Consider the following 25,282-nt stretch of genomic DNA (forward strand, 5'->3'; position numbering starts at 1 on the left):
ACATCATGGCGTTTGACAGGGCGAGAAATCAAGCGTTAAGAAACTCCCGAGTTTCCTAAAGGAGCGCCAGATGCCGATCGAGCGAGCCGACATTGTCCAGCGCCTCCTCCTGCCGGGGAGCGTCCTGCTCGCAGTGGCCCTGGCCGGCTGCAACAGCGAGAAGGCTGCGGCCCCCCCGCCGCAACCGCAGGCACAGGTCAGCGTCGTCGTCCTGCGCTCCAAACCCGTCGCCATCAGCGCGGAACTGCCCGGCCGCGTCGCCGCCAGCCTCGTCGCGGAAGTGCGCCCGCAGGTCGGCGGTCTCATCAAGTCGCGCCTGTTTCGCGAGGGCAGCGAGGTCAAGGCCGGAGACCTGCTCTACGAGATCGACCCGGCGACCTATCAGGCGGCCCTCGACAGTGCCATCGCCGCGCTGGCGAAAGCCGAGGCCTCCGTGCCCAACGCCCAGGCCAAGGTCGATCGCTACCGCGATCTGATCCGCCAGAACGCCATCAGCAAGCAGGACAATGACGACGCCAATGCGGCGCTGGCCCAGGCCCAGGCCGACGTTGCCTCCGCGAAGGCCAATCTCGACAGCGCACGGATCAATTTGGCCTTCACCAAGGTCACCGCGCCGATCGGAGGCCGCGTCGACCGCTCGACGCTGACGCCCGGCGCGCTGGTGACGGCCAACCAGACCACGGCGCTGACGACGATCCGCCAGCTCCATCCGATCAATGTCGATGTCATCCAGTCGAGTACCAATCTGCTGAAGTTCCGCAGCGCCGTGGCCGACGGGCGGTTGAAGCTGAGCGGCCCCAATGTCGCGGTAAGGCTCAAGCTCGACACGGGCGCCGAATACGCCCAATCCGGCAAGCTCGAATTCGCCGAGGCGAACATAGACGAGACCACCGGCACCTTCACGGTGCGCGCCGAATTCCCTAATCCCGACCGCCTGCTTTTGCCGGGCATGTTCGTGCGCGCCGTGATCCAGGAGGGCGTCGCCGAGAACAGCTTCCTGCTGCCGCAGCGCGCCGTCAGCCGCAACACCAAGGGCGAGGCCACGGCCAAGTTCGTAGGCGCCGACGGCAAGGTCGAAGAAAGGGTCATCGCGACCTCCCGCAGCGTCGGCAACAGCTGGCTCGTCGGGCAGGGCGTGAAGGACGGCGAGCGTGTCATCGTCGAAGGTGCCCAGCTTGTCCGCCCGGGCCAGACCGTTACCGGCAATGAGGTGACGATCGACGAGGCCAGCGGCGAGCTGAAATCCGCGAACCGGCAGGCTGCGCTTCCCGCCGGGCCGAGCGCCGTACCGACGCAGAAGAACTGATCGTCATGTCGCGTTTTTTCATCGAACGGCCGATCTTCGCCTGGGTCGTGGCCATCGTCATCATGCTCGCAGGCCTGCTCGCGCTGCGCACGCTGCCGGTCTCGCAATATCCGCAGATCGCGCCGACCACCGTCAGCATCAGCGCCAGCTATCCCGGCGCCGATGCGCAGACGGTCGAGAACTCGGTGACCAAGGTCATCGAGCAGGGCATGACCGGCGTCGACAATTTGCAATACATGTCGGCGACCTCGACCTCGTCGGGACAGGCGACGATCACGCTGACCTTCACCAGCGCCGCCAATCCCGACGTCGCCCAGATGCAGGTGCAGAACAAGCTCCAGCTCGTCACCGCGCAATTGCCGCAGACGGTGCAAAACACCGGCATCACGGTCGCCAAGGCCTCGAGCGGCTTTCTGATGGTGGCCGCCTTCGTCTCCACGGACGGGCGGATGTCCACGACCGACCTCGCCGACTATGTCGATTCGACGCTCAACGACACCTTGAAGCGCGTCGCCGGCGTCGGCTCGACCCAGCTCTTCGGCGCCGGCTATGCGATGCGGATCTGGCTCGATCCCGACAAGCTGCAGAAATACGCGTTGATGCCCAGCGACGTCGTCAATGCGATCCAGGCTCAGAACGTGCAGGTCTCGGCCGGCCAGCTCGGCGGATTGCCGCAAACCAGGGGACAGCAGCTCAACGCGACGGTGACCGCCGTCAGCCGGCTTCAGACCCCGACGCAATTCGAGAACATCATCCTCAAGAGCGGCTCGTCGGGCTCGATCGTGCGGCTCAACGACGTCGCGCGCGTCGAACTGGGCGCCAAGGACTACACCACCGCGACACGCTACAACGGCTCGCCCGCGACCGGCCTTGCCGTCAGCCTCGCCACCGGGGCCAACGCGCTCGATACGGCTGCGGCCGTGAAAGCGACGATCGACCGGCTCAAGCCGACGCTGCCGGTGGGCGTCGATGTCGTCTATCCCTTCGACACCACGCCCTTCGTGCAGGTCTCGATCGAAAAGGTCGTTCACACGCTGATCGAGGCGATCATCCTCGTCTTCATCGTGATGTATGTCTTCCTGCAGAACCTCCGCGCCACCCTGATCCCGATGATCACGGTGCCCGTGGTGCTTCTGGGCACCTTCGGTGTGCTCGCGGTCGCCGGCTACTCCATCAACACGCTGACGATGTTCGCCATGGTGCTCGCCATCGGCCTTCTCGTCGACGACGCCATCGTCGTGGTCGAGAATGTCGAGCGCGTCATGCAGGAAGAGAAGCTGTCGCCCAAGGAAGCGACGATCAAGTCGATGAACGAGATCACCGGCGCGCTGGTCGGCATCGCCACGGTGCTCTCGGCCGTGTTCGTGCCGATGGCGTTCTTCGGCGGCTCGGTCGGCATCATCTACCGGCAGTTCTCGATCACCATCGTGACCGCCATGGCGCTGTCGGTCGTCACGGCTCTGATCCTGACGCCGGCACTCTGCGCGACCATGCTGAAGCCCGCGGGCGACCATGCCGCGAAGACGGGCCCCTTCGGCTGGTTCAATCGCGGCTTTGACAGGACGATGCACGGCTATGCCGGCGGCGTCGCGGGCATGATCGCGCGGCCGATGCGCTTCATGCTGGTCTTCCTGCTGATCGGCGGCGGCATGGTCTATCTCTTCGCGCGGCTGCCGAGCTCCTTCCTGCCGGACGAGGACCAGGGGGTGCTCTTCACCATCGTGCAGCTCCCCGTGGGCGCGACGCAGGACCGCACCCTCAAGGTGCTGGACGAGGTCAGGCAGCATTACCAGGAGAAGGAAAAGGACCTCGTCGAGGGCGTCCTCACGGTCACCGGCTTCTCGTTCAGCGGCTCGGGCCAGAATGTCGGCATTGCCTTCGTCCGGCTCAAGCCCTTCGAGGAGCGCGTCGGCAAGCAGGCGACGGCCCAGGCCGTCGCGGGCCGCGCCATGGGCTCCTTCCGGGGCATCAAGGACGCCATGGTCTTCGCGCTGGCGCCGCCCTCGATCCAGGGCTTCGGCAACAGCGCCGGTTTCGAATTCTATCTCCAGGATGTCGCCGGCGCCGGGCACGCCAAGCTGATGGAGGTCCGCAACCAGTTGCTCGGCCTTGCCGCGAAGAGCCCGGTGCTGTCGGGCACGCGCCCCAATGGCCAGGAAGACACGCCGCAATACTCCGTCGAGATCGACCAGGAAAAAGCGAGCGCCCTGACGCTGTCGCTGGGCGACGTCAATGCCACGCTCTCCACCGCCTGGGGCTCGGCCTATGTCAACGACTTCATCGATCGCGGCCGGGTGAAATCGGTCTATGTCCAGGCCGACGCGCCGTTCCGGATGCAGCCCGAGGACATCGGCCGCTGGTATGTCCGCAACAGTGGCGGCTCGATGGTCCCGTTCTCGGCCTTCGCGTCGGGCCACTGGACCTATGGTTCGCCGCGGCTCGAACGCTACAACGGCGCCTCGGCCGTCAATCTCCAGGGCGCCGCGGCGGCCGGCATCAGCTCGGGTGCTGCGATGGACCAGATCGACGCGCTGGCAAAGCAGCTTCCGGCCGGCTTCAACCATGAATGGACCGGCCTGTCCTATCAGGAGCGGCTCTCGGGCAGCCAGGCGACGGCGCTCTACGCGCTCGCCATGCTGGTCGTCTTCCTCTGCCTGGCGGCGCTTTACGAGAGCTGGTCGATCCCCTTCGCGGTCATGCTCTCGGTCCCAATCGGCATCTTCGGCGCGCTCGCCGCGGCCACGATCTTCGGGCAGACCAACGACGTCTATTTCAAGGTTGGTCTGCTGACCACGATCGGCCTTGCGGCAAAGAACGCGATCCTGATCGTCGAATTCGCGATCGAGCAGGAAGCGGCGGGCAAGAGCCTGGTCGAGGCCACGGTGGATGCGGCGCGCCAGCGGTTGCGGCCGATCCTGATGACCTCTTTCGCCTTCATCCTCGGCGTGATGCCGCTGGCGATCGCCACGGGCGCCGGCTCCGGCAGCCAGAATTCGATCGGCATCGGCGTCATGGGCGGCATGATCGCCGCCACACTGCTCGGCGTGTTCTTCGTGCCGCTGCTCTATGTCGTCGTGGCCGGCACCGTCCGGCGGTGGCGCAAGGCGCCGGACGTCACTTCGGCGGGGGCTCCGGCCGATGCGTAACCTGGATGGCGAGCGGATGACGAAGACGGCTTTCGCCATGAACTGCGCTGCGGCGCGCCTGTCGCGGCTGGCGGGGCTGAGCCTCGTCGCCCTGGCTCTGGCGGGATGCGCGGTCGGGCCGGACTATGCGGCATCGGGCCAGCTCCTTCCCGCGAGTTGGGGCAACGCACCCAAGACGGCAAAGCCGCTCGACGCGCGCCGGCTCTCGCAATGGTGGAAGACGCTCGGCGACGCCAGGCTGAACCAGATCGTCGATCGCGCGGTGGCGGGCAATCTCGACGTCGCCTCGGCCAAGGCCCGTATCCGCGAGGCCCGCGCGACGCGGCGCCAGGCGATCGGCGCATTGTTCCCCACCGTCGACGGGCAGGGCTCGGCGACCCGCTCGCGCAGCTCGGCCGCGACCTCGGCGAGCGGCAGCAACATCACCTCGAACCTGTTCCAGGCCGGGTTCGACTCGAGTTTCGAGCTCGATCTCTTCGGTGGCAACGCCCGCGGCGTCGAGGCCGCCACCTATGGGGCGGATGCGGCCGACGAGGATCTGCGCGCCACGCTACTGACCCTGATCGGCGACGTCGCCACCAATTACATTGAGGCGCGCGGCGCACAGGCGAGGGCCTCCCTCGCGCGCCGCACCGCCGCCTCACAGCGCGAGACGGAGAAGCTCACCCGCAACAAGTTCACCGCCGGTTCGGCCTCGGCGCTCGACGTCGAGCGCGCCGCCGCGCAGGCGGCCACGACCGAGGCTGCCATCCCGACGCTGGAGGCCGCCTACGCCCAGAGCCTGCACCAGCTCGGCATCCTGACCGGCGAGGCTCCGACGGCGCTTGCCGGCATCCTCGGCAGGGGCGGGCCGATCCCATCCGCCCGCAGCACGCCGCCGGCCGGCATTCCCGCCGACGTCCTGGTCAACCGCCCCGATGTGCGCCGCGCCGAGCGCCAGCTCGCCCAGGCGACCGCCAAGATCGGCCAGGCGGAAGCGGCGCTCTATCCGCGCGTCAGCCTGACCGGCAACATCAGCGCCACCGCGCTGAAGACGGGCGACCTCGCCAAGAACTCCGCCATCGGCTGGTCCTTCGGGCCGTCGCTCAGCGTGCCGATCTTCAATGGCGGCGAACTGCGCGCGGCGGTCGAGGTGGCGGAAGCCCAGCGCGACCAGTCGGACGCGGCGCTGCGGCTCGCTGTCCTGACAGCGCTGCAGGATGTCGAGAACTCGCTGGTCAACCTTGCCAAGGAGCGGCAGCGCGCAGGCAAGCTCTCGGCCGCCGCCAACTCCTTCCGCGAGGCGGCGCGGCTGTCGCGCTCGCTCTACCAGTCAGGGGCGGCAAGCTTCCTCGACGTGCTCGATGCCGAACGCTCGCTCTACAGCGCCGAGGACACGCTGCTGCAGAGCCGCGTCGCGACCACCTCGAATTTCGTGGCGCTGAACAAGGCGCTCGGCGGGGGCTGGGACAAGCCGGTCGAGGTGGAACTGCCGCGCGTGATCGACGTCAATACGGGGCCGCATCTGCGCGCGGCTTACTAGAGCCGGGGGACCCCGCTTCGCCATCCGCCATGGCCTGGATGGCGGTCCGGACGGTTTGAACGAAGCCCAGCGCCAGCGGCGAGCGGAAGCGGCCGGCGGGCCAGACGACGCCGATGTCGTAGAGAACCTCGGGCCGGAACGGCCGTACCACGATGCCCCGGCCGCTGTACTCGGCCGCGGTATAGGGATCGACGATGCCGATCCCGGCCCCCGATGCGATCAGCGAACAGGCGATCATCGAGAGCGGCGTCTCGACGCGCGTCTGTCGCGTGACCCGTGCGGCGGAAAACAGCGCATCCGTGCGGTAGCGCCACTGGGTCGAGCCGGCCAGAGAGACGAAGGGCTCGCCGACGAAGTCCGGCGGCTCGAGGAACGGCCTGTCGGCGAGCCGGTGGCCCTCCGGCAGCACGGCGACGGCGGCGACCGAGGGCAGTTGTTCGACGTCGATATGGGGAAAGTCGAGCGGGTACTGGGCGAAGCCGATATCGCAGAAGCCGGTCGCGACCCAATCGACCACCTGCGACGAGATGCTGCCATAGATGACGATGTCGAGCCCCGGCTTGTCCTTCATATAGGCCGCGACGAGGCGAGGCAGGAAACCGACATTGAAGGTCGGCAGCGCCGCGATGCGCAGGCTTCCCGACAGCCCGTCGCGCAGATTGCGCGCCGTGTTCTGGATCTGCTCCAGGCCGATGAACTGGCGCTCGACCTCGCGGTATAACGAGAGCGCCTCATTGGTGGGCACAAGCCGCGTTCCACGCCGTTCGAACAGCGTCAGCCCGAGCACATATTGCAGATCGTGGATCAGGCGCGTCACGGCCGGCTGGCTGATATTCAGTGCGCGGGCAGCCGAAGTGACCCCTCCAGTAACGATGACCGTACGAAAGGCTTCGATTTGACGCGGATTCAGCATGGCTTCGGCCCATGAAAACCGGACCATAACAATTTGGTATGGATTGCGCGAATGATTCGATTTGACCCGTTACAATCTGTCGCAGAACCTTCACGCATCACTCGCAAACGAGGAGGGGACGATGAAGATTTCCTGGGTAGGACTGCTGCTGACCACCACGGCGCTCGGCGCGGGCACCGCCGCCATGGCGCAGCAGAAGACGATGTTCGTCGCAGGCTATGGCGGCTCCTACGAGCAAACGATGCGCAAGGACGTCATCCCGGTCTTTGAGAAGCAGGCCAACGTCAAGATCGAATACGTCGCCGGCAACTCGACCGACACCCTCGCCAAGCTCCAGGCGCAGAAGGGCAACCAGCAGATCGACGTCGCCATCGTTGATGACGGCCCCGCCTATCAGGCGGTGGCGCTCGGCTTCTGCGGCACGTTGACCGACGGCCCCGTCTACAAGGACGTCGCGCCGGTGATGAAGTTCAAGTCCAACAAGGGCGTGGGCCTCGGTCTCGTCGGCACCGGGCTGTTCTACAACACCAAGGTCTTCGCCGAGAACAAATGGCCGGCCCCGACCTCCTGGAACGACCTCAAGTCCAAGACCTATGGCAAGAAAATCGTCACGCCGCCGATCAACAACACCTACGGCCTGCATGCCCTGATCGCCTTCGCCCAGATGGGCGGCGGCGGCGAGACCAACATCGAGCCCGGCTTCGAGGCGTTCAAGAAGGACATCAACCCCAACATCATCGCCTATGAGCCGTCTCCGGCGAAGATGACCGAGCTGTTCCAGAACGGCCAGGCCGTGCTCGGCGTCTGGGGCTCGGGCCGCGTCAAGGCCTTCGCCGACACCGGCTTCCCGGTCGCGTTCGTCTATCCGAAGGAAGGCGGCTATGCGCTGGGCGTCGCCGCCTGCCCGATCGAGGGCTCGAAGAACGCGGCCGAGGCGAACGCCTTCATCCAGTTCATGCTGTCGCCCGCGATCCAGAAGGTGATGGCGACCGGCGCCGGCTTCGGCCCTGCCAACACGACGGTGACGCTCACCACTGACGAGCAGAAGGGCCTGCCCTATGGCGAGGACGTGAAGAAGCTCAAGGCGGTCGATTGGGACGTCGCCAACGCCAAGCGCGAGGAATGGACGAAGCGCTGGAACCGCGAGGTCGAGCGGTAAGCCTCAGCAGGCCGTCATTCTCGGGCGCCGCAAAGCGGCGACCCGGGAATAGCGTGACGAGCATGTCTCCACCGTCATGCTCGGGCTTGACCCCAGCATCTCGTCACAGACGTCCAGAGATGGTCGGGTCAAGCCCGACCATGACGCCCGATCTTTGAGCTGAAACCTTCGAAAGTCCCATGTCGCATCTCGTCCTCGATGGCCTGACCAAGCGCTTCGGCGGCTTCACCGCCGTCGATGCCATGAACCTCTCGGTCGAGCGCGGCGAATTCGTCTCGCTGCTCGGTCCTTCGGGCTGCGGCAAGACCACGACGCTGCAGATGATCGCCGGCTTCGTCGACGTCGATCGGGGCGGCATCAGGCTGGATGGTGCCGATCTCGTCTCCGTCGCGCCCAACAAGCGCGGGCTCGGCATCGTCTTCCAGAGCTATGCGCTGTTCCCGCACATGACGGTGGCACAGAACATCGCCTTCGGGCTGGAGATGCGCGACGTGCCCAAGGCCGACCGCGACAGGCAGACGCTCGCCGCGATGGACCTCGTCGGTCTCAAGGGCTTCGCCGACCGTTATCCGCGCCGCATGTCGGGCGGACAGCAGCAGCGTGTCGCGCTGGCGCGGGCCCTGGTGATCAAGCCGGCGCTGCTCCTGCTCGACGAGCCGCTGTCGAACCTCGACGCCAAGCTGCGCGAGGAGATGCAGGGCGAATTGCGCCAGATCCAGCGCTCGGTCGGCACCACCACGATCCTCGTCACCCATGACCAGCATGAGGCGATGGCGCTGTCTGACCGCATCGTTTTGATGAACCAGGGTCGCATCGAGCAGATCGGCGCACCCGACCAGGTCTATGACCGCCCCGCCAGCGCCTTCGTGGCGAGCTTCCTCGGCAAGACGAATGTGCTCTCCGGCTCCGGCGACGGGCAGGGCTCGGTTGCGATCGGCGATCTCGTCCTCCAGCTTCCCGGCGCCGGCAAGGGCCCGCTGCAACTGGCGGTCCGGCCCGAGCGCCTGAGCTTTGCGGCTGTGGGAGAGCCCGGCCTCGAGGCCCGCATCACCGGCCGCGTCTTCCAGGGCACGCATTGGCTGCTCAGCGCGGAAAGCGCGGCGGGTGCGCTGACGCTGATGCGCGGCAATGACGGTGCGGCGGTCCCCAGCGAGGGCGAGACCGTCCGCCTGCGCTTCAACGCCGCCGACGCGGCGCTCCTGCCCGGCGGGGCGGCGCCATGAGCGTCGCGGTGACCGAACGCAACGCGCCCTTCCTGTTGACAGGGCCGGCCTTGCTGGTCTTCCTCGGGCTGGTGATCATCCCGCTCGGGATGACCGTGCTGCTCTCCTTCTACGATTGGGGGCAGTACAAGGGCATCGTTCCCGAGTTCACGCTGAAGAACTGGATCGAGGTCTTCACCGACAGCTATTTCTTCGAGATCTTCATGCGGACCTTCCGCATCGCCATCCTCGTCACGCTGGCGTCGATCCTGATCGGCGTGCCCGAGGCCTATATCTTGAACCGCATGGCTCCGGTCTGGCGCAGCGCCTTCCTGCTGGTGGTGATCGGGCCGCTTCTGGTCTCGGTCGTCGCGCGCACGCTCGGCTGGGCCCTGCTGCTCGGCTCGACCGGCCTCGTCAACCAAGGGCTGATCGCGCTCGGGCTGATCACGACGCCGCTGGAGTTCATGTTCACGGAGACCGGCGTGGTCATCGTGCTGATCCATGTGCTGATCCCCTTCATGATCCTGGCGGTCTGGGCCTCGCTGCAGCGGCTCGATCCGCAGATCGAGAACGCGGCACTCTCGCTCGGCGCGAGCCGGTTGACGATCTGGCGGCGCGTGATCCTGCCGCAGATCGTGCCGGGCATCCTGTCGGGCTCGATCATCGTCTTCTCGCTGGCGGCCAGCGCCTTCGCCTCGCCCGCGATCATCGGCGGCCGCCGGCTCAAGGTCGCGGCGACGCTGGCCTATGACGAGTTCCTCAACACGCTGAACTGGCCGCTGGGCGCGGCCGTGGCGAGCCTGCTCCTGCTCGCGCTCGTGCTGATCACGGTCGGCTCCAACCGCCTGATCGAGCGCCGCTATGCACAGGTGTTCGAATGAGGCGCAACAGTCTCCCCGCGCTGATATTCCACGGCCTCTTCGTCGTCTTCATGCTGGCGCCGCTGCTGATCGTCTGCATCGTCGCCTTCACGCCCGAGGGCTATCTCTCGCTGCCGACGCGCGGCCCGAGCCTGCGCTGGTTCAAGGCGATCTTCGACTATCCGGAGTTCATCCGCGCCTTCCGCGACTCGCTCTGGCTGGCTGCCTTGTCCTCGACCATCGCGATCGGGCTTGCGGTGCCCGCCGCGCTCGCCATCGCGCGCTACCGCTTCCCCGGACGCGAGGCGATGACGACCCTGTTCATGTCGCCGCTGATGGTGCCGCATGTCGTGCTCGGCATCGCCTTCCTGCGCTTCTTCACCCAGATCGGCATCTCCGGCACCTTTGTCGGCCTGGTGTTGAGCCACATCATCGTGGTGATCCCGTTTGCGCTGCGGCTCGTGCTGGCGGCCTCATACGGCATCGACCGGCGCATCGAGCATGCCGCGATCTCGCTCGGCGCCGGGACCAGTACGGTCTTCCGGCGGGTGACGCTGCCGCTGATCCTGCCCGGCGTAGTCTCGGGCTGGCTGCTCGCCGCGATCAACTCCTTCGACGAGGTCACGATGACCGTCTTCATCGCCTCGCCGGCGACGGTGACGCTGCCGGTGCGGATGTTCCTCTACATCCAGGACAATATCGATCCCCTCATCGCGGCGGTCTCGGCCTGCCTCATCGCCATGACCGCGATCCTGCTCTTCGCGCTCGACCGGCTGTTCGGGCTCGACCGTCTTTTCGTCGGATCCGGAAAGGGCTGACAGGCCGTGACTGCGCATAACCTCACATCGGAAGCCGACATCGTCGTGGTCGGCGGTGGCGTCGTCGGCGGCGCGATCGCGCTGGGCCTGGCGCGTGGCGGCGCCCGCGTCACCGTCCTCGACGAGGGCGATGTCGCTTTTCGCGCCTCGCGCGGTAATTTCGCGCTGGTCTGGGTCCAGTCCAAGGGGCTGGGCATGCCCGAATACGCGATGTGGTCGCGCCGCTCGGCCGAGCAATGGCACCAGCTTTCCGGGGTGCTGAGCGAGGAGGCCGGCATCGACGTCGCCCACAGCCAGCCCGGCGGCTTCATGCTCTGCCTCTCCGAGGCCGAGCTGGAGCAGCGCCGCCACACGATGCAGCGGCTGCACAACCAGATGTCGCTGGCTGACTTCCCCTATGAAATCCTCGACCATGACGAGACCAAACGCCGCCTGCCCGATATCGGGCCCGACGTAGTCGGCTCGGTCTACAGCCCGCTCGACGGCCATGTGAACTCGCTGAAGCTGTTCCGCGCTCTGCGCGACGCCAGCGAGCGTCGCGGCGTCGACTACCGGCCCAACTGCACGGTCGACAGCATCACCCAGAGCGGCGGCGCCTTCCGGCTGAAAGGCGCCTTCGGCGAGATCGCGGCGGGCAAGGTCGTGCTCGCAGCCGGCCTCGGCAATGCGCGGCTCGCCCCCATGGTCGGGCTCGACGCACCGGTGAAGCCGAGCAAGGGCCAGATCATCGTCACCGAGAAGACGGACGCCTTCCTGCACAACCCGATGGTGACGATCCGCCAGACCGACGAGGGCGGCATCATGATCGGCGACAGCCAGGAGGATCGCGGCTTCGACACGGTCGTCGGCCAGCCGATCCTTTCGGTGATGGCTGAGCGCGCGATCAGGATGTTCCCGCGCCTCGCCGGCCTCAACGTCGTTCGCTCCTGGTCGGCGCTGCGCGTGATGAGCCCTGACGGCTTTCCGATCTACGACCAGTCGCTGAGCCACCCCGGCGCCTTCGTCGTGACCTGCCATTCCGGCGTGACGCTGGCCGCCAACCACGTCCTGACGATCGCGCCCGCCATCCTGTCCGGCGAACTGCCGACGACGCTCGATGCCTTTTCCGCACGGAGGTTCCATGTTCCGGCCCATGCATGAGCTGAAGGCAGCCGATGCGCTTGCCTTCACCTTCGATGGCCGCGCCCTGACGGCGCGCGCCGGCGACACGGTCGCTGCCGCGCTGCTGGCCAACGGCGTCCAGGCCTGCCGCCAGACGCCGGTCTCGGGCGCGGACCGCGGCCCCTATTGCATGATGGGCGTCTGCTTCGAATGCCTCGTCGTCATCGACGGCGTCGGCAACCGTCAGGGCTGCCTCGTGCCGCTGCGCGAGGGCATGCGGATCGAAACCCAGGCCGGGCGCCGCCAGCCCGATTCGGTGCGCGCATGAACACGCTTCGCGAGATCGGCCAATTGGCCGAGCATTACGACATCGCCATCGTCGGCGCGGGGCCGGCGGGGCTGTCCGCCGCCGCGCGCGCCGCCGAACTCGGCCTCTCCGTGCTGCTGGCCGACGAGAACCCGGCGCCCGGCGGGCAGATCTACCGCGCCATCACCACGACCCCGGTCGCCGACCGCAGCGTGCTCGGCGAGGATTACTGGAAGGGCGGCGCGCTCGTCACGAGGCTGGAACGGACCAGCGCGGCCTACGCCCCGGGCTGCACGGTCTGGTCGGTCGCGCCCGACGAGGCGGGTGGTTTCGAACTGGGCCTGTCCCTCGGCGGGCAGGCGCGGCTTGTGGGCGCCGGCCAGGTCATCCTGGCGACGGGCGCGCAGGAGCGGCCCTTCCCGATCCCCGGCTGGACCCTGCCCGGTGTGATGACGGCCGGCGCCGCGCAGATCGCGCTGAAAAGCTCCGGCCTCGTGCCGAGCGGGCGCACAGTGATCGCCGGCTGCGGCCCCTTGCTCTATCTGCTGGCGGGCCAGCTCGCGGCGGCCGGCGCCAACATCGTCGCGGTGCTCGACACGACGCCGCGCCGCAACTGGCTGTCCGCACTTGCATCATTGCCGGATTTCCTGCGCTCGCCCTATCTCGCCAAGGGGCTGAAGCTGATGGCGGCGGCGCGCCGCGAGCTGGCGTTCAGGACCGGCGTCACGGCGCTGGCGGCTGAAGGCTCCGGCAAGGTCACGGGTGTGAAGGTGACGCGCGGCGGTGCGACCGAGACGATTCCCTGCGACGCGCTCTTGCTGCATCAGGGCGTCATCCCCGGCATCAACCTGTCGAATGCCGCCGGCTGCGCGCAGCATTTCGACACGGTCCAGCATTGCTGGACGCCGACGGTGGACGACTGGTTCGCCTCCTCGATCCCGGGCATCGCCATCGCCGGCGACGGAGCCGGAATCGGCGGCGCCGAAAGCGCGGCCTTGCGCGGCGAGATCGCGGCGCTCGACGCAGCCCGCCGCCTCGGCCGGATCTCGGAGGCTGAGCGTAACGAGAAGGCCGCACCCACGCGGGCCGAACTCGCACGCAGCCTGCGCGGCCGCCGCTTCCTCGACCTGCTCTATCGCCCGGCCCCGCAATTCCTGGCGCCCCCGGCGGACGAGACCATCGTCTGCCGCTGCGAGGAGGTCACCGCCGGCCAGATCCGCGACACGGCGAGCCGCCTCGGCGTCACCGGCCCCAACCAGATGAAGGCCTTCCTGCGCTGCGGCATGGGCCCCTGCCAGGGCCGTCTCTGCGGCCCCACCGTCGTCGAACTGATCGCGCAGGTTCGCGGCGTCTCTCCCGCCGAGACCGGCTATTATCGGCTGCGCCCTCCGGTGAAGCCGGTGACGCTGGCCGAGCTCGCGGCGCTGCCGCCGACGGAGTCTGCGGTCAAAGCGGTGGTCCGGTGACCGCAGCGCGCCGCAGCGCCGACGTTATCGTTATCGGCGGCGGCATCCATGGCTGCTCGACGGCGCTGCACTGCGCGATGCGCGGGCTCTCGGTCATCCTGATCGAGAAGGACCATGCTGGCCGCCATGCCTCCGGCGTCAATGCCGGCGGCGTGCGCCAGCTTGCGCGCCATGTCGCGGAGATTCCGCTCTCCAATACGTCGATGGCGCTCTGGCACAGGATCGAGGACCTCGTCGACGATGGTTGCGGCTTCACGTCGGACGGCCAGGTGCTGGTCGCGGAGGACGAGGAAGACCTCCGCAACTGCCGCGCCCGCGTCGACGACCTGACCCTGCGCGGCTTCCACCATGAGGAGCTGATCGACGCCACGGAGTTGCGCCGCCTCGTCCCTGCCGTTGCGGACAGCTGCCCCGGCGGCGTCGTCTCTCGCCGCGATGGCGCCGCGATCCCCTTGCGGGCGACGCAGGCCTTCAAGCGCAAGGCCCAGAGCCTGGGCGCCGATATCCGCGAGGGCGTGCGCGTCACTCGCGTCAGCCGCGACGGCGCCAACTGGCGTGTCGAAACCGATCACGGCGTCTTCCTCGCGCCCCGCATCGTCAATGCGGCCGGCGCCTGGGCCGACCGCATCGCCGCCGATCTCGGCGAGCCGGTGCCGCTCGAGGTCATCGCGCCGATGCTGATGATCACGGCAGCGATGCCGGCCTTCATCAAGCCGGTGGTGATCCTGCGCAAGCGCAAGCTCTCCTTCAAGCAGTTCGCCAATGGCACCGTGTTGATCGGCGGCGGCTATCTCGGCCGCGCCATCCGCGACGAGAACCGCACCGTGCTCGACTGGGGCAAGCTCGCCACCAACGCCAGGACGGTCTGGGACCTGTTTCCGATCATGCGGGCTGCGCCGATCCTGCGCGCCTGGGCCGGCATCGAGGCGCGCATGCCCGACGATCTGCCGGTCTTCGGCAAGAGCGCGAAGCATGAGGGCGTCTACCACCAGTTCGGCTTCTCGGCCCATGGCTTCCAGCTCGGCCCCGGGGCAGGGGCCGTGATGGCCGAGATCATCGCCACCGGCGCCAGCAATGTGCCGATCGACGGGCTCGGCATCGCGCGGTTTGCGGCGCCGTCGTCACATCAGCCGTCATTGCGAGCGTAGCGAAGCAATCCAGGGGCCGCCGAGCGCTGTGGCCCTGGATTGCTTCGCTGCGCTCGCAATGACGACCACAGCCTTTCACCTCAGGAGAGAACACCATGACCATCAAGCGCCACATCAAGACCCCGATCCAGAACCGCGTCGTCGAGGCCGGCAATCTCGTCTTCGTCGGCGGCTGCATCGCCGACGACATCACCCAGTCGATGGGCCCGCAGACGCAGAACATCCTGACCAAGATCGAGGGCTATCTCGGTGAGGTCGGGCTCGACCGCAAGGCGATCGTCGCCGCGACGATCTTCGTCACCGATTTGCCCGCCAAGAAGGAAATGGACCCCGTCTGGACGGCGTTCTTCGGCGATGCGCTCCCGACCCGCGCGACGGTGGGCGTTGCCGATCTCGGCGGCGCGCTGATCGAGATCGTCTGCACCGCCGCGCGCTGAACAAGCGCGGGTCATCCCGGGTCTCCCTGCGGTCGCCCGGGATGACGGCGCAGGATTGACGAGGGGCCGCGCCCCTCACACCGCCACGACATAACCATCCCGGCGCGGGTCTGCCGCGCCGGTCATCACTCCGGTGGCGGGATCGACCGCGACCGCCTGCATGCCGCCGCAGCGCATGGTCCAGCCCGTGTCGAAGGCGGTGATGACGTGGCCGCGCCGGCGCAACTCGGCCAGCGTTTCGGCTGCAATCCGGTTCTCCGCCTCGATCGCGCGCCCGTCCCAGAGCCGGGAGCGCGGCGCCTCGATCGCCTCCTGCAGCGGCAATCCGAAATCGAGATGCTGCACCATGGCCTGAACTTGCGTCTGCATGATGCCGTAGCTGCCCGGCGTGCCGAGCGCGAGCACCGGCTTTCCTGAGCGCGTCGAGATGCTCGGCGACATGCACATCGGCAGTTCGTCGCCGGGTTTCGAGCGGTTGGGGCTGCCGGGCTGGACGTCGGACCAGTACAGGAAGTTGTTCAGGCAAAGGCCGGTGCCTGGCACCACGATGCCGCTGCCGAAGGGACTGCCGAGGCTGTTGGTGATGCAGACCAGATTGCCCTCGGCATCCGCCACGGAGAACGAGGTGGTATGCGCCGGATCCTCGCCGGCTTGCGGCGTCCATTGCTCGGTCGGGCCTTCGACCGGCACGCCGTCACCAAGGCGCGCACGAAGCTGTGCTAGCGAATCCTCGGAGAAGATCGCCGCCAGCGTCTCCGCCGAGGGATTGTTGGCGGCGATCCGCACGCCGGCCGCGAGTCTGATCGCGCGGTAGACGAGGTCGAGATGCTCCGGGCCGTCCTTGGGCAAGCCGGCCAGATCGAAGCCTTCGAGCAGCTTCAGGCTGAGCAGGAACTGGAAGGCCTCGCAGGCCGGCGGCGGCACATGGATGTCGAGGCCGCGATAGGACGCCGAGAAGGGTTCGCGCCAGCGCGGCGCGACCGCCGCGAGGTCATCCATCGTCATCAGGCCGCCGAGCGACTGGAGATGGCCGACGATGCGCTGCCCGAGCGCGCCGCGATAGAGGTGGTCCGGGCCCTTGGCAGCGATCTCGCCGAGGGTCCGTGCCATATCGGGCTGGCGCAGCACCTGGCCGAGCTTCACCGGCCCGCCATCGGGCAGATAGGTCGCGGCGAAGCTGGGGTAGATCTCAGGCCAGGCTTCGAGCAAGGGAGCTTGCTCGTTGAACTCCGCGACGCCGAATTCGGAGAGTGCGAAACCGTCCCGCGCCAGCGCGATCGCCGGCGCCAGGATCTCGGCGAGCGGCTTGCGGCCGTAGCGCGAGGCCAACTCGCACCAGCCGGCGAGATTGCCGGGCATGGCAACCGCATGCGCGCCGCGTTCGAGGTCCGAGCGCTGCGAGAAGCGGTCCGACGGGAAGCTCTTCTGGATCGGCGGGACGAAGTCGAGCACACGCACGCGCCCCTCGGCAGCCGACCAGAGCGTCGCCGAGCCCATGCCCGACAGGCTCGACATGAACGGCTCGACCACGTTCAGCGCGGCTGCGGTCGCGGCGATGGCGTCGAAGGCATTGCCGCCCTGGATCAGCAGCCGCGCGCCCGCCTGTGCGGCGAGCGGATGGGCGGCGGCGACCATGCCGTGGCGGGATTGGATTGTCGGTCGGCGGCCCTGCATCGTCGTTCGTCCCTGTGTTCGGGCCTGGGTGACCCGGCGCGATCAGAGCACAATTCTTCGGCTGGGGAAGGCCATTGGCGCGACATTTTCGGCGCCGCCGTTGATGGCCTGCGCATGGCTGGGTCCCAAGGCGGCTCAGGTGCCGCAGAAGGTTGCGATCACCCGCTCATGCGGCTCTGGCGGCGCCTCATACCGCGAGAATTCCGCCCGCTCCTCGAAGGGTTGCGCCAGCACGGCGATCAGCGTTTCGAAGGGCCCGAAATCGTCCTGCGCCTGCGCCGCTGCTATCGCCGCTTCGATCCGGTGGTTGCGCGGGATATAGGCGGGATTGACCGCCAGCATCGCGCCCGGTGGCGTTCCGGCGCTGCGTTCGCGCCATCGCACCAGCCAGCCATCCAGCGCCGGATCGTTCTCGAGCACCGCGCGCAGCGGTTCCTCGCCCGCAAGCCCGGCATGCAGCCGGCTGAGATGGCGGAAGCTCAAGGTAAAGTCAGCCAGATGCACCACGAGCAGGCCTAGGAATTCGGCGCCGAGAACCGTATCGGCCTCGCTGTCGCCGGGCAGGCCGAGCTTGCGCGCGATCCCGGCATCATAGGCCGCCTGATAGCGTGGCGCGAAGGCGCCGAGCGCGTTCTGGGCGATGGCGACCGCCTGGTCGGTATCGGGCGCCAGCAGCGGCAGCAAGGTCTCGGCCAGCCGGGTCAAATTCCACAGCGCGATGCTGGGCTGGTTGTCATAGGCATAGCGACCGCCGCGATCGATCGAGCTGAACACGGTCGAGGGGTCATAGGCGTCGAGGAAGGCGCAGGGTCCGTAATCGATCGTCTCGCCCGCGATCGAGACATTGTCGGTGTTCATCACGCCATGGATGAAGCCGACCAGAAGCCAGCGTGCAACCAGATCGGCCTGTGCCGCGATCACGGCTTCGAGCAACGCGAGGCACGGGTTCGCCGCCCGCGCGGCCTGCGGATAATGCCTGCTGATGACATGGTCGGCCAGCAGCCGCAGCGCCTCCACGTCCTGCCGCGCGGCGAAGAACTGGAAGGTGCCGACCCGGATATGGCTCGCGGCGACGCGCGCCAGCACCGCGCCCGGCAAGGCCTCCTCGCGCATCACGACGCCGCCGGTCAGGACGAAGGCGAGCGAGCGCGTGGTGGGAATGCCGAGCGCCGCCATCGCCTCGCTGACGATGTATTCGCGCATCACCGGCCCCAGCGCCGCGCGCCCGTCGCCGCCGCGCGAGAAGCGCGTCCGCCCGGCGCCCTTCAACTGGATGTCGCGGCGCGCGCCGGAGCGGTCGATCACCTCGCCCAGCAATATGGCGCGCCCGTCGCCGAGCTGCGGCGTGAACTGCCCGAACTGATGCCCGGCATAGGCGGTGGCGATCGGCGTCGAGCCATCCGCCACGGCATTGCCGGCCAGCACCGCGACGCCTTCGGGGCTCGCCAGCCAGTCCGCATCGAGCCCGAGTTCGGCCGCCAGCGCGAGGTTCAGCCGCACCAGACGCGGTTCGGGCACCTGCGAGGGCATGGTCGGCGCATGGAAGCGCTCCGGGAGCCTTGCGTAGCTGTTGTCGAACGCAATGGTCATCGCGCGCTCCTTCCGGTCGGACCTGTCGGTGGTCGCTCGTTGCATCCGTGCATTCAGTGTCGCTCGTGCCGGCATTGGCTGTGGTCCGCCAGCGCTTCGATGATCGCGCAATCGCAAGCGGAGACGCCGCCCGAGCAGGTCGCGGCGATACGCTCCAGCTCCTTTTCCAGAGAGCGCAGCCGCGCGATCTTGTGCCTGACCTCGTCGAGATGGGCGACCGAGATCGCATGGGCCTCGTCGCAGGCCATGCCGGGATTGTCGGACAGCCGCAGCAAGGCCCGGATGCCGTCGACCGGAAATCCGAGATCGCGCGCATGCTTGATGAAGGCGAGCCGTTCGAGATGAACGCGGCCATAGCGGCGCTGGTTGCCCTCGGAGCGTTCCGGCGGCGGCAGCAGCCCGACCTGTTCGTAATAGCGGATCGTCTCGACCTTGACGCCGGTTCGCTCCGACAGCGAGCCGATCGGCATGACGCGCTCGGCGATTTTCACCTCCATCGTCATTTTCCCTCTTGAACCTGAAGTCGCTAGAGGTCGTATCTAGGATGTCTCGCAGCGCCTGCAAGCGGAGACACCATGACGACGACCCAGAATTCGAGCGGCGGGACCGTGCCCGCCCCGATCTCGAACTCCCAGACCTTGAGCTGGAAGATCGGCGGCATGGACTGCGCGAGCTGCGCCGCGACGATCCGTGGCGCCGTCGAGCGCCTGCCCGGTGTCGCCGATGTCAGGCTCTCGGTGATGAGCGAAACCATGACGCTGGCGCTCGACGAGGGCCGGACAGATCGCGCGGCGATCGAGAAGCGCGTCGCCAGCCTCGGTTACACCACCGTCGCACTGGCTGCGAAGGCCGTCCCGCCGTCGACGCCTGCGAAGGCGGATGGCTGCGGCTGCTCCGGGCATGACCACAGCCATCACGATCACGGCCACCATGGACACCACCACGCGCATGACGGTCATGATCATGCGCCAGCCGTCAGCCCGAAGCAGGCGGCCGATGCCGGCCACGGGACGCCAGGCCATGTCCATGAAGCGACGCCCGATGGCATGTCGTGGTACCAGACCGGCAAGGGAAGACTGGTGCTCGTCACCGGCGCCTGCCTCGCCGCAGCCTGGTCGGCGAGCCTCGCCTGGCCTGCGGCCGCGCACTGGGCCTTCATCGCGGCCTGCCTGATCGGCATCGTCCCGGTGGCGCGCAAGGCCTATGCCGCAGCCAGCGCCGGCATGCCCTTCACCATCGAGATGCTGATGACCATCGCCGCCACCGGCGCGCTGGTCATCGGCGCGGCGGAGGAGGCAGCGCTGGTCGTCTTCCTCTTCGCCGTCGGCGAGGTGCTAGAAGGCGTCGCCGCCGACCGGGCGCGCGCCTCGATCCGGGCTCTGGGCGATCTCGTGCCCAAGACCGCGATCATCGAGGAGAATGGGCAAACCCGCACGGTTGATGCTGCCGCCCTGACGATCGGCCAGATCGTCCTGGTGCGCCCCGGCGACCGCACCCCCGCCGATGGCGAGATCACCGACGGCATCTCCGGCATCGACGAGAGCCCCGTCACCGGCGAGTCCGTTCCCAAGACCAAGGGCGTCGGCGAGCCCGTCTTCGCCGGCTCGGTCAACAGCGAGGCGGCGCTGCGGGTGCGCGTTACCAAGGCAGCGGAAGACAACACCATCTCGCGCATCATCCGCCTGGTCGAGGAGGCGCAGGAGGCGCGCGCGCCGACCGAGCGCTTCATCGACCGCTTCTCGCGCATCTACATGCCGGCGATCGTGGCGCTCGCCGTGCTGGTCGCGGTGATCCCGCCGCTGCTGCTGGGCGGCGAATGGTCGGTCTGGATCTACCGGGCGCTGGCGCTGCTGCTGATCGGCTGCCCCTGCGCGCTGGTCATCTCGGTGCCGGCCGCGATCGCGGCCTCGCTCTCGACCGGCGCCCGTCAGGGCCTGCTGATGAAGGGCGGCGTCGTGATCGAGGCTGCGGCGAAGACCGGCATCGTCGCCTTCGACAAGACGGGAACGCTCACGCAGGGCCGCCCCCGCGTGACGGAAGTCGTCGCGCTGGGCCGGTCTGAACGGGAGGTCGTCGAATTGGCCACCTCGGTCGAGACCGGCTCGAGCCACCCGCTGGCGCAGGCGATCATCGACCGCGCCGAGGCTGACTCGATCGCCTTGCGTGGCGCGAGCGAGGCCAAGGCCATCGCCGGCCAGGGCGTCACGGGCACGCTCGACGGCGTGACGATCTTCGTCGGCGCACCGCGCCATGCGTTTTCACGCGCGACATTCGACGACGCGGCGAAAGCCGCCGTCGAGCGCCTGGAGATGGCGGGCAAGACCGTCGCCGCCGTGATCGCCGACGGCATCCTCGCCGGGCTGATCGCGATGCGCGACGAGCCCCGCGAGGATGCGGCTGACGGCATCGCCGAGTTGACGGCCCTGGGCGTCCGCTCGCTGATGCTGACCGGCGACAATGCGCGCACCGGCGCCGCTATCGCCGGCTCGCTTCGCATGGAGCACAAGGCCGAGCTGATGCCGCAGGACAAGGTCGCGGCGATCAAGGCCTTGTCTGCCGGGACCTCGGTCATGATGGTCGGCGACGGCATCAACGACGCGCCGGCGCTCGCGGCCGCCGGCATCGGCGTGGCGATGGGGTCAGGCACCGACGTGGCGCTGGAGACCGCCGACGCCGCGATCCTGAAGAGCCGTGTCCGCGACGTCGCCGCCATGATCAGGCTGGCGCGGGCGACGATGAGCAACATCCGCGTCAATATCGGCATCGCACTCGGGCTCAAGGCCGTGTTCCTGGTCACCACGGTCTTCGGCTACACCGGGCTCTGGGTCGCGATCCTGGCCGACACCGGCGCAACGGTCATCGTCACGGCCAACGCCTTGCGGCTGTTGCGCTTCAATGCCGGCCGGTCGCGCTGACGATATGATCCGGCATGTGGTCCCGGCGCACCCCGCCAACGACGGCCGACACCGCCCTCCGATCTGAGCCCATGCAGGTGACCAGCGTCAACGGCGAGCTTTGAAGCCCCGTTAGTCGAGCAGCTTCTCCAGGACCTCTTGCAGTTTCGAAAACGGGTAGGGCTTGTTGAGGATCGCCGTTCGGGGAGCGTCCTCGAAGCCATCGACGCGGGTCTGGCCCGTGGCGAAGACGATGGCGACGTGCGGCTTGTGCGTGCGAACGCGGGCAGCCAGATCACTGCCACTGATGTCGGGCAGGCCGATATCGGTGAACAGCACATCGATGTCGCGCGCCGTTGCGATTTCGAGCGCGTCCAGGCCGTTCTCCGCTTCGATCACCGTGTGGCCGAGTTCCTGGATCATGTCGGCGGTATCAAGACGGATCAGCGGATCGTCCTCGCAGACGAGGACGATGAGCGAGTGTCTCAGCGGCAGGGAATTGTCCGGCTGCATCTCAGGTTCCGCGGGTTGGGGTCCTGGCTTCGGCATCTTTCCGTCGCGGGTCAGGACCTGCCGGATCTTGCGCGCCAGCGTATCGCGCGAGTAGGGCTTCGAGAGCAGATTGACGCCCTCGTCGAGCCGTCCGCCATGGACGATCGAATTCTCGGTATATCCGGACGTGAAAAGCACGCTGAGCTGAGGGACGAGTTCCTTGGCCTTGCGGGCTAGATCGGCGCTTTTGAGCGGGCCAGGCATGACGACATCGGTAAACAGCAGGTCGACAGCCACGCCGCTTTCGAAAACGACGAGGGCGCTTTGGGCGTCGGGAGCCTTCAGCACGCTGTATCCGAGTTCCTCGAGGCTCGCGATCACAGTGTCGCGTACGGCATCGTCGTCCTCGACCACGAAAATTGTTTCCGTTCCACCGACGATCGGGCCTGTATCGTCCACGAACGGGCCGTCTTCGGCCTGGTTCGACCGCGGCAGATAGAGTTTGACGGTCGTGCCCTGTCCGGGTTCGCTGTAGACCTTGATATGCCCGCCGGATTGCTTGACGAAGCCGAAGACCATCGACAGTCCCAGACCCGTTCCCTTGCCTTGCGGTTTCGTCGAAAAGAACGGCTCGAAGGCCTTTGCCAGAACCTCAGCCTCCATGCCGGCACCTGTATCGGTGACCGAAAGCTGCACATATTGCCCGGCCACCACCTCGGCGTGCCGATCGGCATAGGCGTCATCGAGAAAGGCGTTGCCGGCCTCGATCGTGAGATGGCCGTGGCCTTCCATCGCATCGCGGGCGTTGATCGCGAGGTTCAGGATGGCGTTTTCGAGGTTGGTCGGATCGACCAGAGTGTTCCACAGCCCCCCTCCCACGATCGTCTCGATCTGGACGCCTTCGCCGATGGTTCGGCGCAGCAGATCGTCCATGTCGCGGATCAGTCGGCCCACGCTGACGACTTTCGGCTCGAGCGGCTGCCTGCGCCCGAAAGACAAGAGCTGGGACGACAGATGGGCGCCTCTTGCGACGCCAGCCATGGCCTTCTCGACGCGAGCCTGCGCCTTTTCGTTGCCGTGGACCTCGCGTGAGAGGAGCTGCAGATTGCCGCCGATGACCTGAAGCAGGTTGTTGAAGTCGTGCGCGACGCCGCCGGTCAGATTGCCGATCGCTTCCATCTTCTGAGACTGGACCAGCATCGCCTCCAGCCGCGTCCGCCGCTCGATCTCGGCCGTGAGCTTTTCGTTGGATTCCTCGAGTTCCCGGGTCCGCGAGGCGACACGCGCCTCCAGGGCTTCGCTGTCGAGCCGCAGATGGTGGGAGACTGACGAGAGCGCGTCTCGCAAGGCGGCGAATTCGCGCAAGCGCGTCTCGAACACGATGGGCTGGTCGGACTTGCCGAGAGCAGCGCTGGCGATCGTCAGGATGCCGAGCGGTCGTTCGATCGTCCGCCACAGCAACAGGGCTGCGGCCGAGGCGAGGGTCAGGATCAAAACGCCGACACCGGCGAGCGTCAGCAACGCGGATTGCAGTGGGCGCTCGATCAGTGCTTGCGGGATGTTGGCGGCGACCAGCCAACCCGAGATGTCCGAGTGGACATAGCCGACAAGCACGTCATCGCCGGTGGCGCTCTTGCCGGAGAATGTTCCGCTTTCGCCAACAGCCTTGGCGAGGAAGACGGGGTTGCCCGGCTTGCCCCTGAAAGAAGCATCGTTGTCTGACCGGCTGACATAGGTTCCGGCCCGATCTCCGACACCGACGATCCAATCGGGTGGAACGGCGTCCTTCAGGATGTCGTGCAGAACAGTCGTCGCAACGCTGACATGGAGAAGGAATTTGACCGCCCCATCGATGGTGACGGGGACAACCATAGCCACGAGAGGGCGGTTGACGATGCCGCCGACGAACACGTCGGAAACGAACGGCCTCCCCGCGGAGAGGGCCTCGGGATCGGCTGCGATGCGTGAGGGCGGCAGCGGTTCGCCATGGCGTACCGTCGTGCTGAGCAACTGCTCGCCGCTCAGCGTGCGAAGCCCGATGTCACCGCCGATGAACGATTTGACGAGCATGGCCTGGCGATGGAACGCCGGCAGGTCGTTGGAGCGCAGATGCTCCGACGTCGCCAGCGTCTGCAGCGCAGTCTTCCAGCCAAGCAGCTGCCGGTCCAGGATCGACGTGGCGCTCCTTGCGACCTCCAGCGCGTCCTGCTCGTAGCGGGCGCGCTCCGCGGCGGAAAACCGTTTGATCACCACCAGCGCGAACACGACAGCCGGGACGAGGATGATCGCGACGAGCGCGAGAGCGATGAGCCGGGACGGAATTCCACCTGTCGGACGACGAACGATCTTCGATTGGGCCATGGTCATCCGCGTGGCTCGTCTGCATGACGCATCCTCGAAGGCAGTAGCATGCTTTGCGTTCGTCTCCATCCCGCAGGGAGGCGTCGGCCATGCGTGAGGACCGCGATCAGAACGGCAGCTGGCATGGGGCACGGTCGCCTTCGCTGCGGCGTCGCTGCCATCACGGCTGTGCCATGCTTTCGAGGGCGATGACGCTCCAGAGTCGACCCGTCGCACGGCCTTGAAAGTCGAGCGCCGGTAATACCGGGACGAAGTGGGGCGAACCGATGGCGGGCTGAGAATACCAAGCAGAAACCCGTCGTGATTTGCATGCGAGGGGCTGGTCGACCAGGCGATGATCGCACGACATCTGGCACTGCGCACGATACAGTATGATTCGCGACTGGGGAATGTTGATCTTAATCCGCATCAAAGGTGGAGCGGAGCGATGCTCAAAATTCTGATTGCCGAAGACAACGACATGCTCGCCTCCCTCTTCAAGGACTACTTGAGCCAGGTTGGGTTCGATGTCGTGGGCGTTGCCCGAACGGTTGGAGATGCTGTCGATCTGGCCATCACACATCAGCCCGACGTCGCCGTGGTCGATTATCGGATCGGCAGCCGTCTTGGCACGGAGATCGTTCGGCAATTGCCTCTCACCTCAAGGCCGGCAATTCTTTATCTGTCGGGAGAACCTCTGGGCCGTGTTCTGACGAAAGCAGACGGCGAGGGCTTTATTCAAAAGCCCGTCAGTCTCGATGATCTTGCTAAAGCGCTCTCCCTGGCCTGGCAGATCCGGTCCAACAGCGTCGCAGCCTCCCAACCGGTCCCTGCTCGTTTTTTCACGCTGGGTCTGGAGCCGACCCTCAGTCAGCGCTTCGCCTAGGCGGTACGAGAGCCCATG

General features: G+C 67.2%; 19 protein-coding genes. 14 read left to right on the forward strand and 5 right to left on the reverse strand.

Going from position 1 to position 25,282, the window contains the following annotated elements; all coding sequences use genetic code 11:
- The first annotated feature begins 70 nt into the window (after positions 1-70).
- The 3 genes from AE618_RS26165 to AE618_RS26175 are packed head-to-tail and all read left to right on the forward strand — an operon-like array spanning position 71 to position 5,974.
- The gene (locus AE618_RS26165; protein ID WP_054211993.1) at positions 71-1,306 is read left to right on the forward strand and encodes an efflux RND transporter periplasmic adaptor subunit; all 1,236 of its coding nucleotides are present in this window, start codon (positions 71-73) and stop codon (positions 1,304-1,306) included.
- 5 nt (positions 1,307-1,311) lie between these two features.
- The gene (locus AE618_RS26170) at positions 1,312-4,452 is read left to right on the forward strand and encodes an efflux RND transporter permease subunit (protein WP_054211994.1); all 3,141 of its coding nucleotides are present in this window, start codon (positions 1,312-1,314) and stop codon (positions 4,450-4,452) included.
- 16 nt (positions 4,453-4,468) lie between these two features.
- Positions 4,469-5,974: an efflux transporter outer membrane subunit gene (locus AE618_RS26175; protein WP_082365601.1), complete on the forward strand. Its 1,506-nt coding sequence runs from the start codon at positions 4,469-4,471 to the stop codon at positions 5,972-5,974.
- Here AE618_RS26175 and AE618_RS26180 read toward each other — a convergent pair.
- Positions 5,940-6,914, reverse strand: coding sequence for a LysR substrate-binding domain-containing protein (locus AE618_RS26180; RefSeq protein ID WP_349236453.1), 975 nt, complete (start codon positions 6,912-6,914; stop codon positions 5,940-5,942). The two genes, AE618_RS26175 and AE618_RS26180, sit on opposite strands and share 35 nt — an antisense overlap.
- A 94-nt stretch (positions 6,915-7,008) precedes the next feature.
- Here AE618_RS26180 and AE618_RS26185 point away from each other — a divergent pair, with 94 nt between their 5' ends.
- The 9 genes from AE618_RS26185 (at position 7,009) to AE618_RS26225 (ending at position 15,388) form a co-directional block, all read left to right on the forward strand.
- A complete protein-coding gene (locus AE618_RS26185) occupies positions 7,009-8,046 on the forward strand; it encodes an ABC transporter substrate-binding protein (RefSeq protein WP_054211995.1) in 1,038 nt (345 codons plus the stop codon).
- 179 nt (positions 8,047-8,225) lie between these two features.
- Entirely contained in the window at positions 8,226-9,269 is a 1,044-nt protein-coding gene (locus tag AE618_RS26190; protein WP_054211996.1) for an ABC transporter ATP-binding protein, read from the forward strand.
- Positions 9,266-10,132 (forward strand): ABC transporter permease, encoded by an 867-nt coding sequence (locus AE618_RS26195; RefSeq protein WP_054211997.1) that lies wholly within the window; start codon positions 9,266-9,268, stop codon positions 10,130-10,132. Before AE618_RS26190 ends, AE618_RS26195 begins: the two co-directional genes overlap by 4 nt.
- Positions 10,129-10,929 carry an ABC transporter permease gene (locus AE618_RS26200; protein WP_054211998.1) on the forward strand — a complete coding sequence of 267 codons (801 nt, stop codon included), beginning with the start codon at positions 10,129-10,131 and terminating at the stop codon, positions 10,927-10,929. The genes AE618_RS26195 and AE618_RS26200 overlap by 4 nt, the downstream gene beginning before the upstream one ends.
- A 6-nt stretch (positions 10,930-10,935) precedes the next feature.
- Complete coding sequence (locus AE618_RS26205; protein WP_054211999.1) at positions 10,936-12,069, forward strand: NAD(P)/FAD-dependent oxidoreductase; 1,134 nt, start codon at positions 10,936-10,938, stop codon at positions 12,067-12,069.
- On the forward strand, positions 12,050-12,358 hold the full coding sequence (locus tag AE618_RS26210; RefSeq protein WP_054212000.1) for a (2Fe-2S)-binding protein: 309 nt from the start codon (positions 12,050-12,052) through the stop codon (positions 12,356-12,358). Before AE618_RS26205 ends, AE618_RS26210 begins: the two co-directional genes overlap by 20 nt.
- A complete protein-coding gene (locus tag AE618_RS26215) occupies positions 12,355-13,803 on the forward strand; it encodes an NAD(P)/FAD-dependent oxidoreductase (RefSeq protein WP_054212001.1) in 1,449 nt (482 codons plus the stop codon). The genes AE618_RS26210 and AE618_RS26215 overlap by 4 nt, the downstream gene beginning before the upstream one ends.
- Positions 13,800-14,951 carry an NAD(P)/FAD-dependent oxidoreductase gene (locus AE618_RS26220; RefSeq protein WP_054212002.1) on the forward strand — a complete coding sequence of 384 codons (1,152 nt, stop codon included), beginning with the start codon at positions 13,800-13,802 and terminating at the stop codon, positions 14,949-14,951. The genes AE618_RS26215 and AE618_RS26220 overlap by 4 nt, the downstream gene beginning before the upstream one ends.
- A 95-nt stretch (positions 14,952-15,046) precedes the next feature.
- Positions 15,047-15,388 carry a Rid family hydrolase gene (locus tag AE618_RS26225; protein WP_054212003.1) on the forward strand — a complete coding sequence of 114 codons (342 nt, stop codon included), beginning with the start codon at positions 15,047-15,049 and terminating at the stop codon, positions 15,386-15,388.
- Between the two features lie 75 nt (positions 15,389-15,463).
- On the opposite strand, the gene AE618_RS26230 is transcribed toward AE618_RS26225, so the two are convergent.
- The 3 genes from AE618_RS26230 to AE618_RS26240 all read right to left on the reverse strand — a co-directional run bounded on the left by AE618_RS26230 (position 15,464) and on the right by AE618_RS26240 (position 19,149).
- Positions 15,464-17,062, reverse strand: a complete 1,599-nt coding sequence (locus AE618_RS26230; RefSeq protein WP_054212004.1) for a gamma-glutamyltransferase family protein — start codon at positions 17,060-17,062, stop codon at positions 15,464-15,466.
- 135 nt (positions 17,063-17,197) lie between these two features.
- A complete protein-coding gene (locus AE618_RS26235) occupies positions 17,198-18,652 on the reverse strand; it encodes a protein adenylyltransferase SelO (RefSeq protein ID WP_054212005.1) in 1,455 nt (484 codons plus the stop codon).
- A 53-nt stretch (positions 18,653-18,705) separates the two neighbouring features.
- Positions 18,706-19,149 carry a MerR family transcriptional regulator gene (locus AE618_RS26240; protein WP_054212006.1) on the reverse strand — a complete coding sequence of 148 codons (444 nt, stop codon included), beginning with the start codon at positions 19,147-19,149 and terminating at the stop codon, positions 18,706-18,708.
- A gap of 78 nt (positions 19,150-19,227) precedes the next feature.
- Here AE618_RS26240 and AE618_RS26245 point away from each other — a divergent pair, with 78 nt between their 5' ends.
- The gene (locus AE618_RS26245; RefSeq protein ID WP_054212007.1) at positions 19,228-21,567 is read left to right on the forward strand and encodes a heavy metal translocating P-type ATPase; all 2,340 of its coding nucleotides are present in this window, start codon (positions 19,228-19,230) and stop codon (positions 21,565-21,567) included.
- Positions 21,568-21,678: 111 nt separating this feature from the next.
- Here the strand turns inward: AE618_RS26245 and AE618_RS26250 are convergent, their stop codons facing one another.
- Positions 21,679-24,405, reverse strand: a complete 2,727-nt coding sequence (locus AE618_RS26250) for a response regulator (RefSeq protein ID WP_054212008.1) — start codon at positions 24,403-24,405, stop codon at positions 21,679-21,681.
- 421 nt (positions 24,406-24,826) lie between these two features.
- On the opposite strand from AE618_RS26250, the gene AE618_RS26255 reads away from it, so the two are divergent.
- On the forward strand, positions 24,827-25,264 hold the full coding sequence (locus AE618_RS26255; RefSeq protein WP_054212009.1) for a response regulator: 438 nt from the start codon (positions 24,827-24,829) through the stop codon (positions 25,262-25,264).
- The last annotated feature ends 18 nt before the right edge of the window (positions 25,265-25,282 follow it).

Source organism: Allobosea vaviloviae, from assembly GCF_001298265.1.
Lineage (GTDB): Bacteria > Pseudomonadota > Alphaproteobacteria > Rhizobiales > Beijerinckiaceae > Allobosea > Allobosea vaviloviae_B.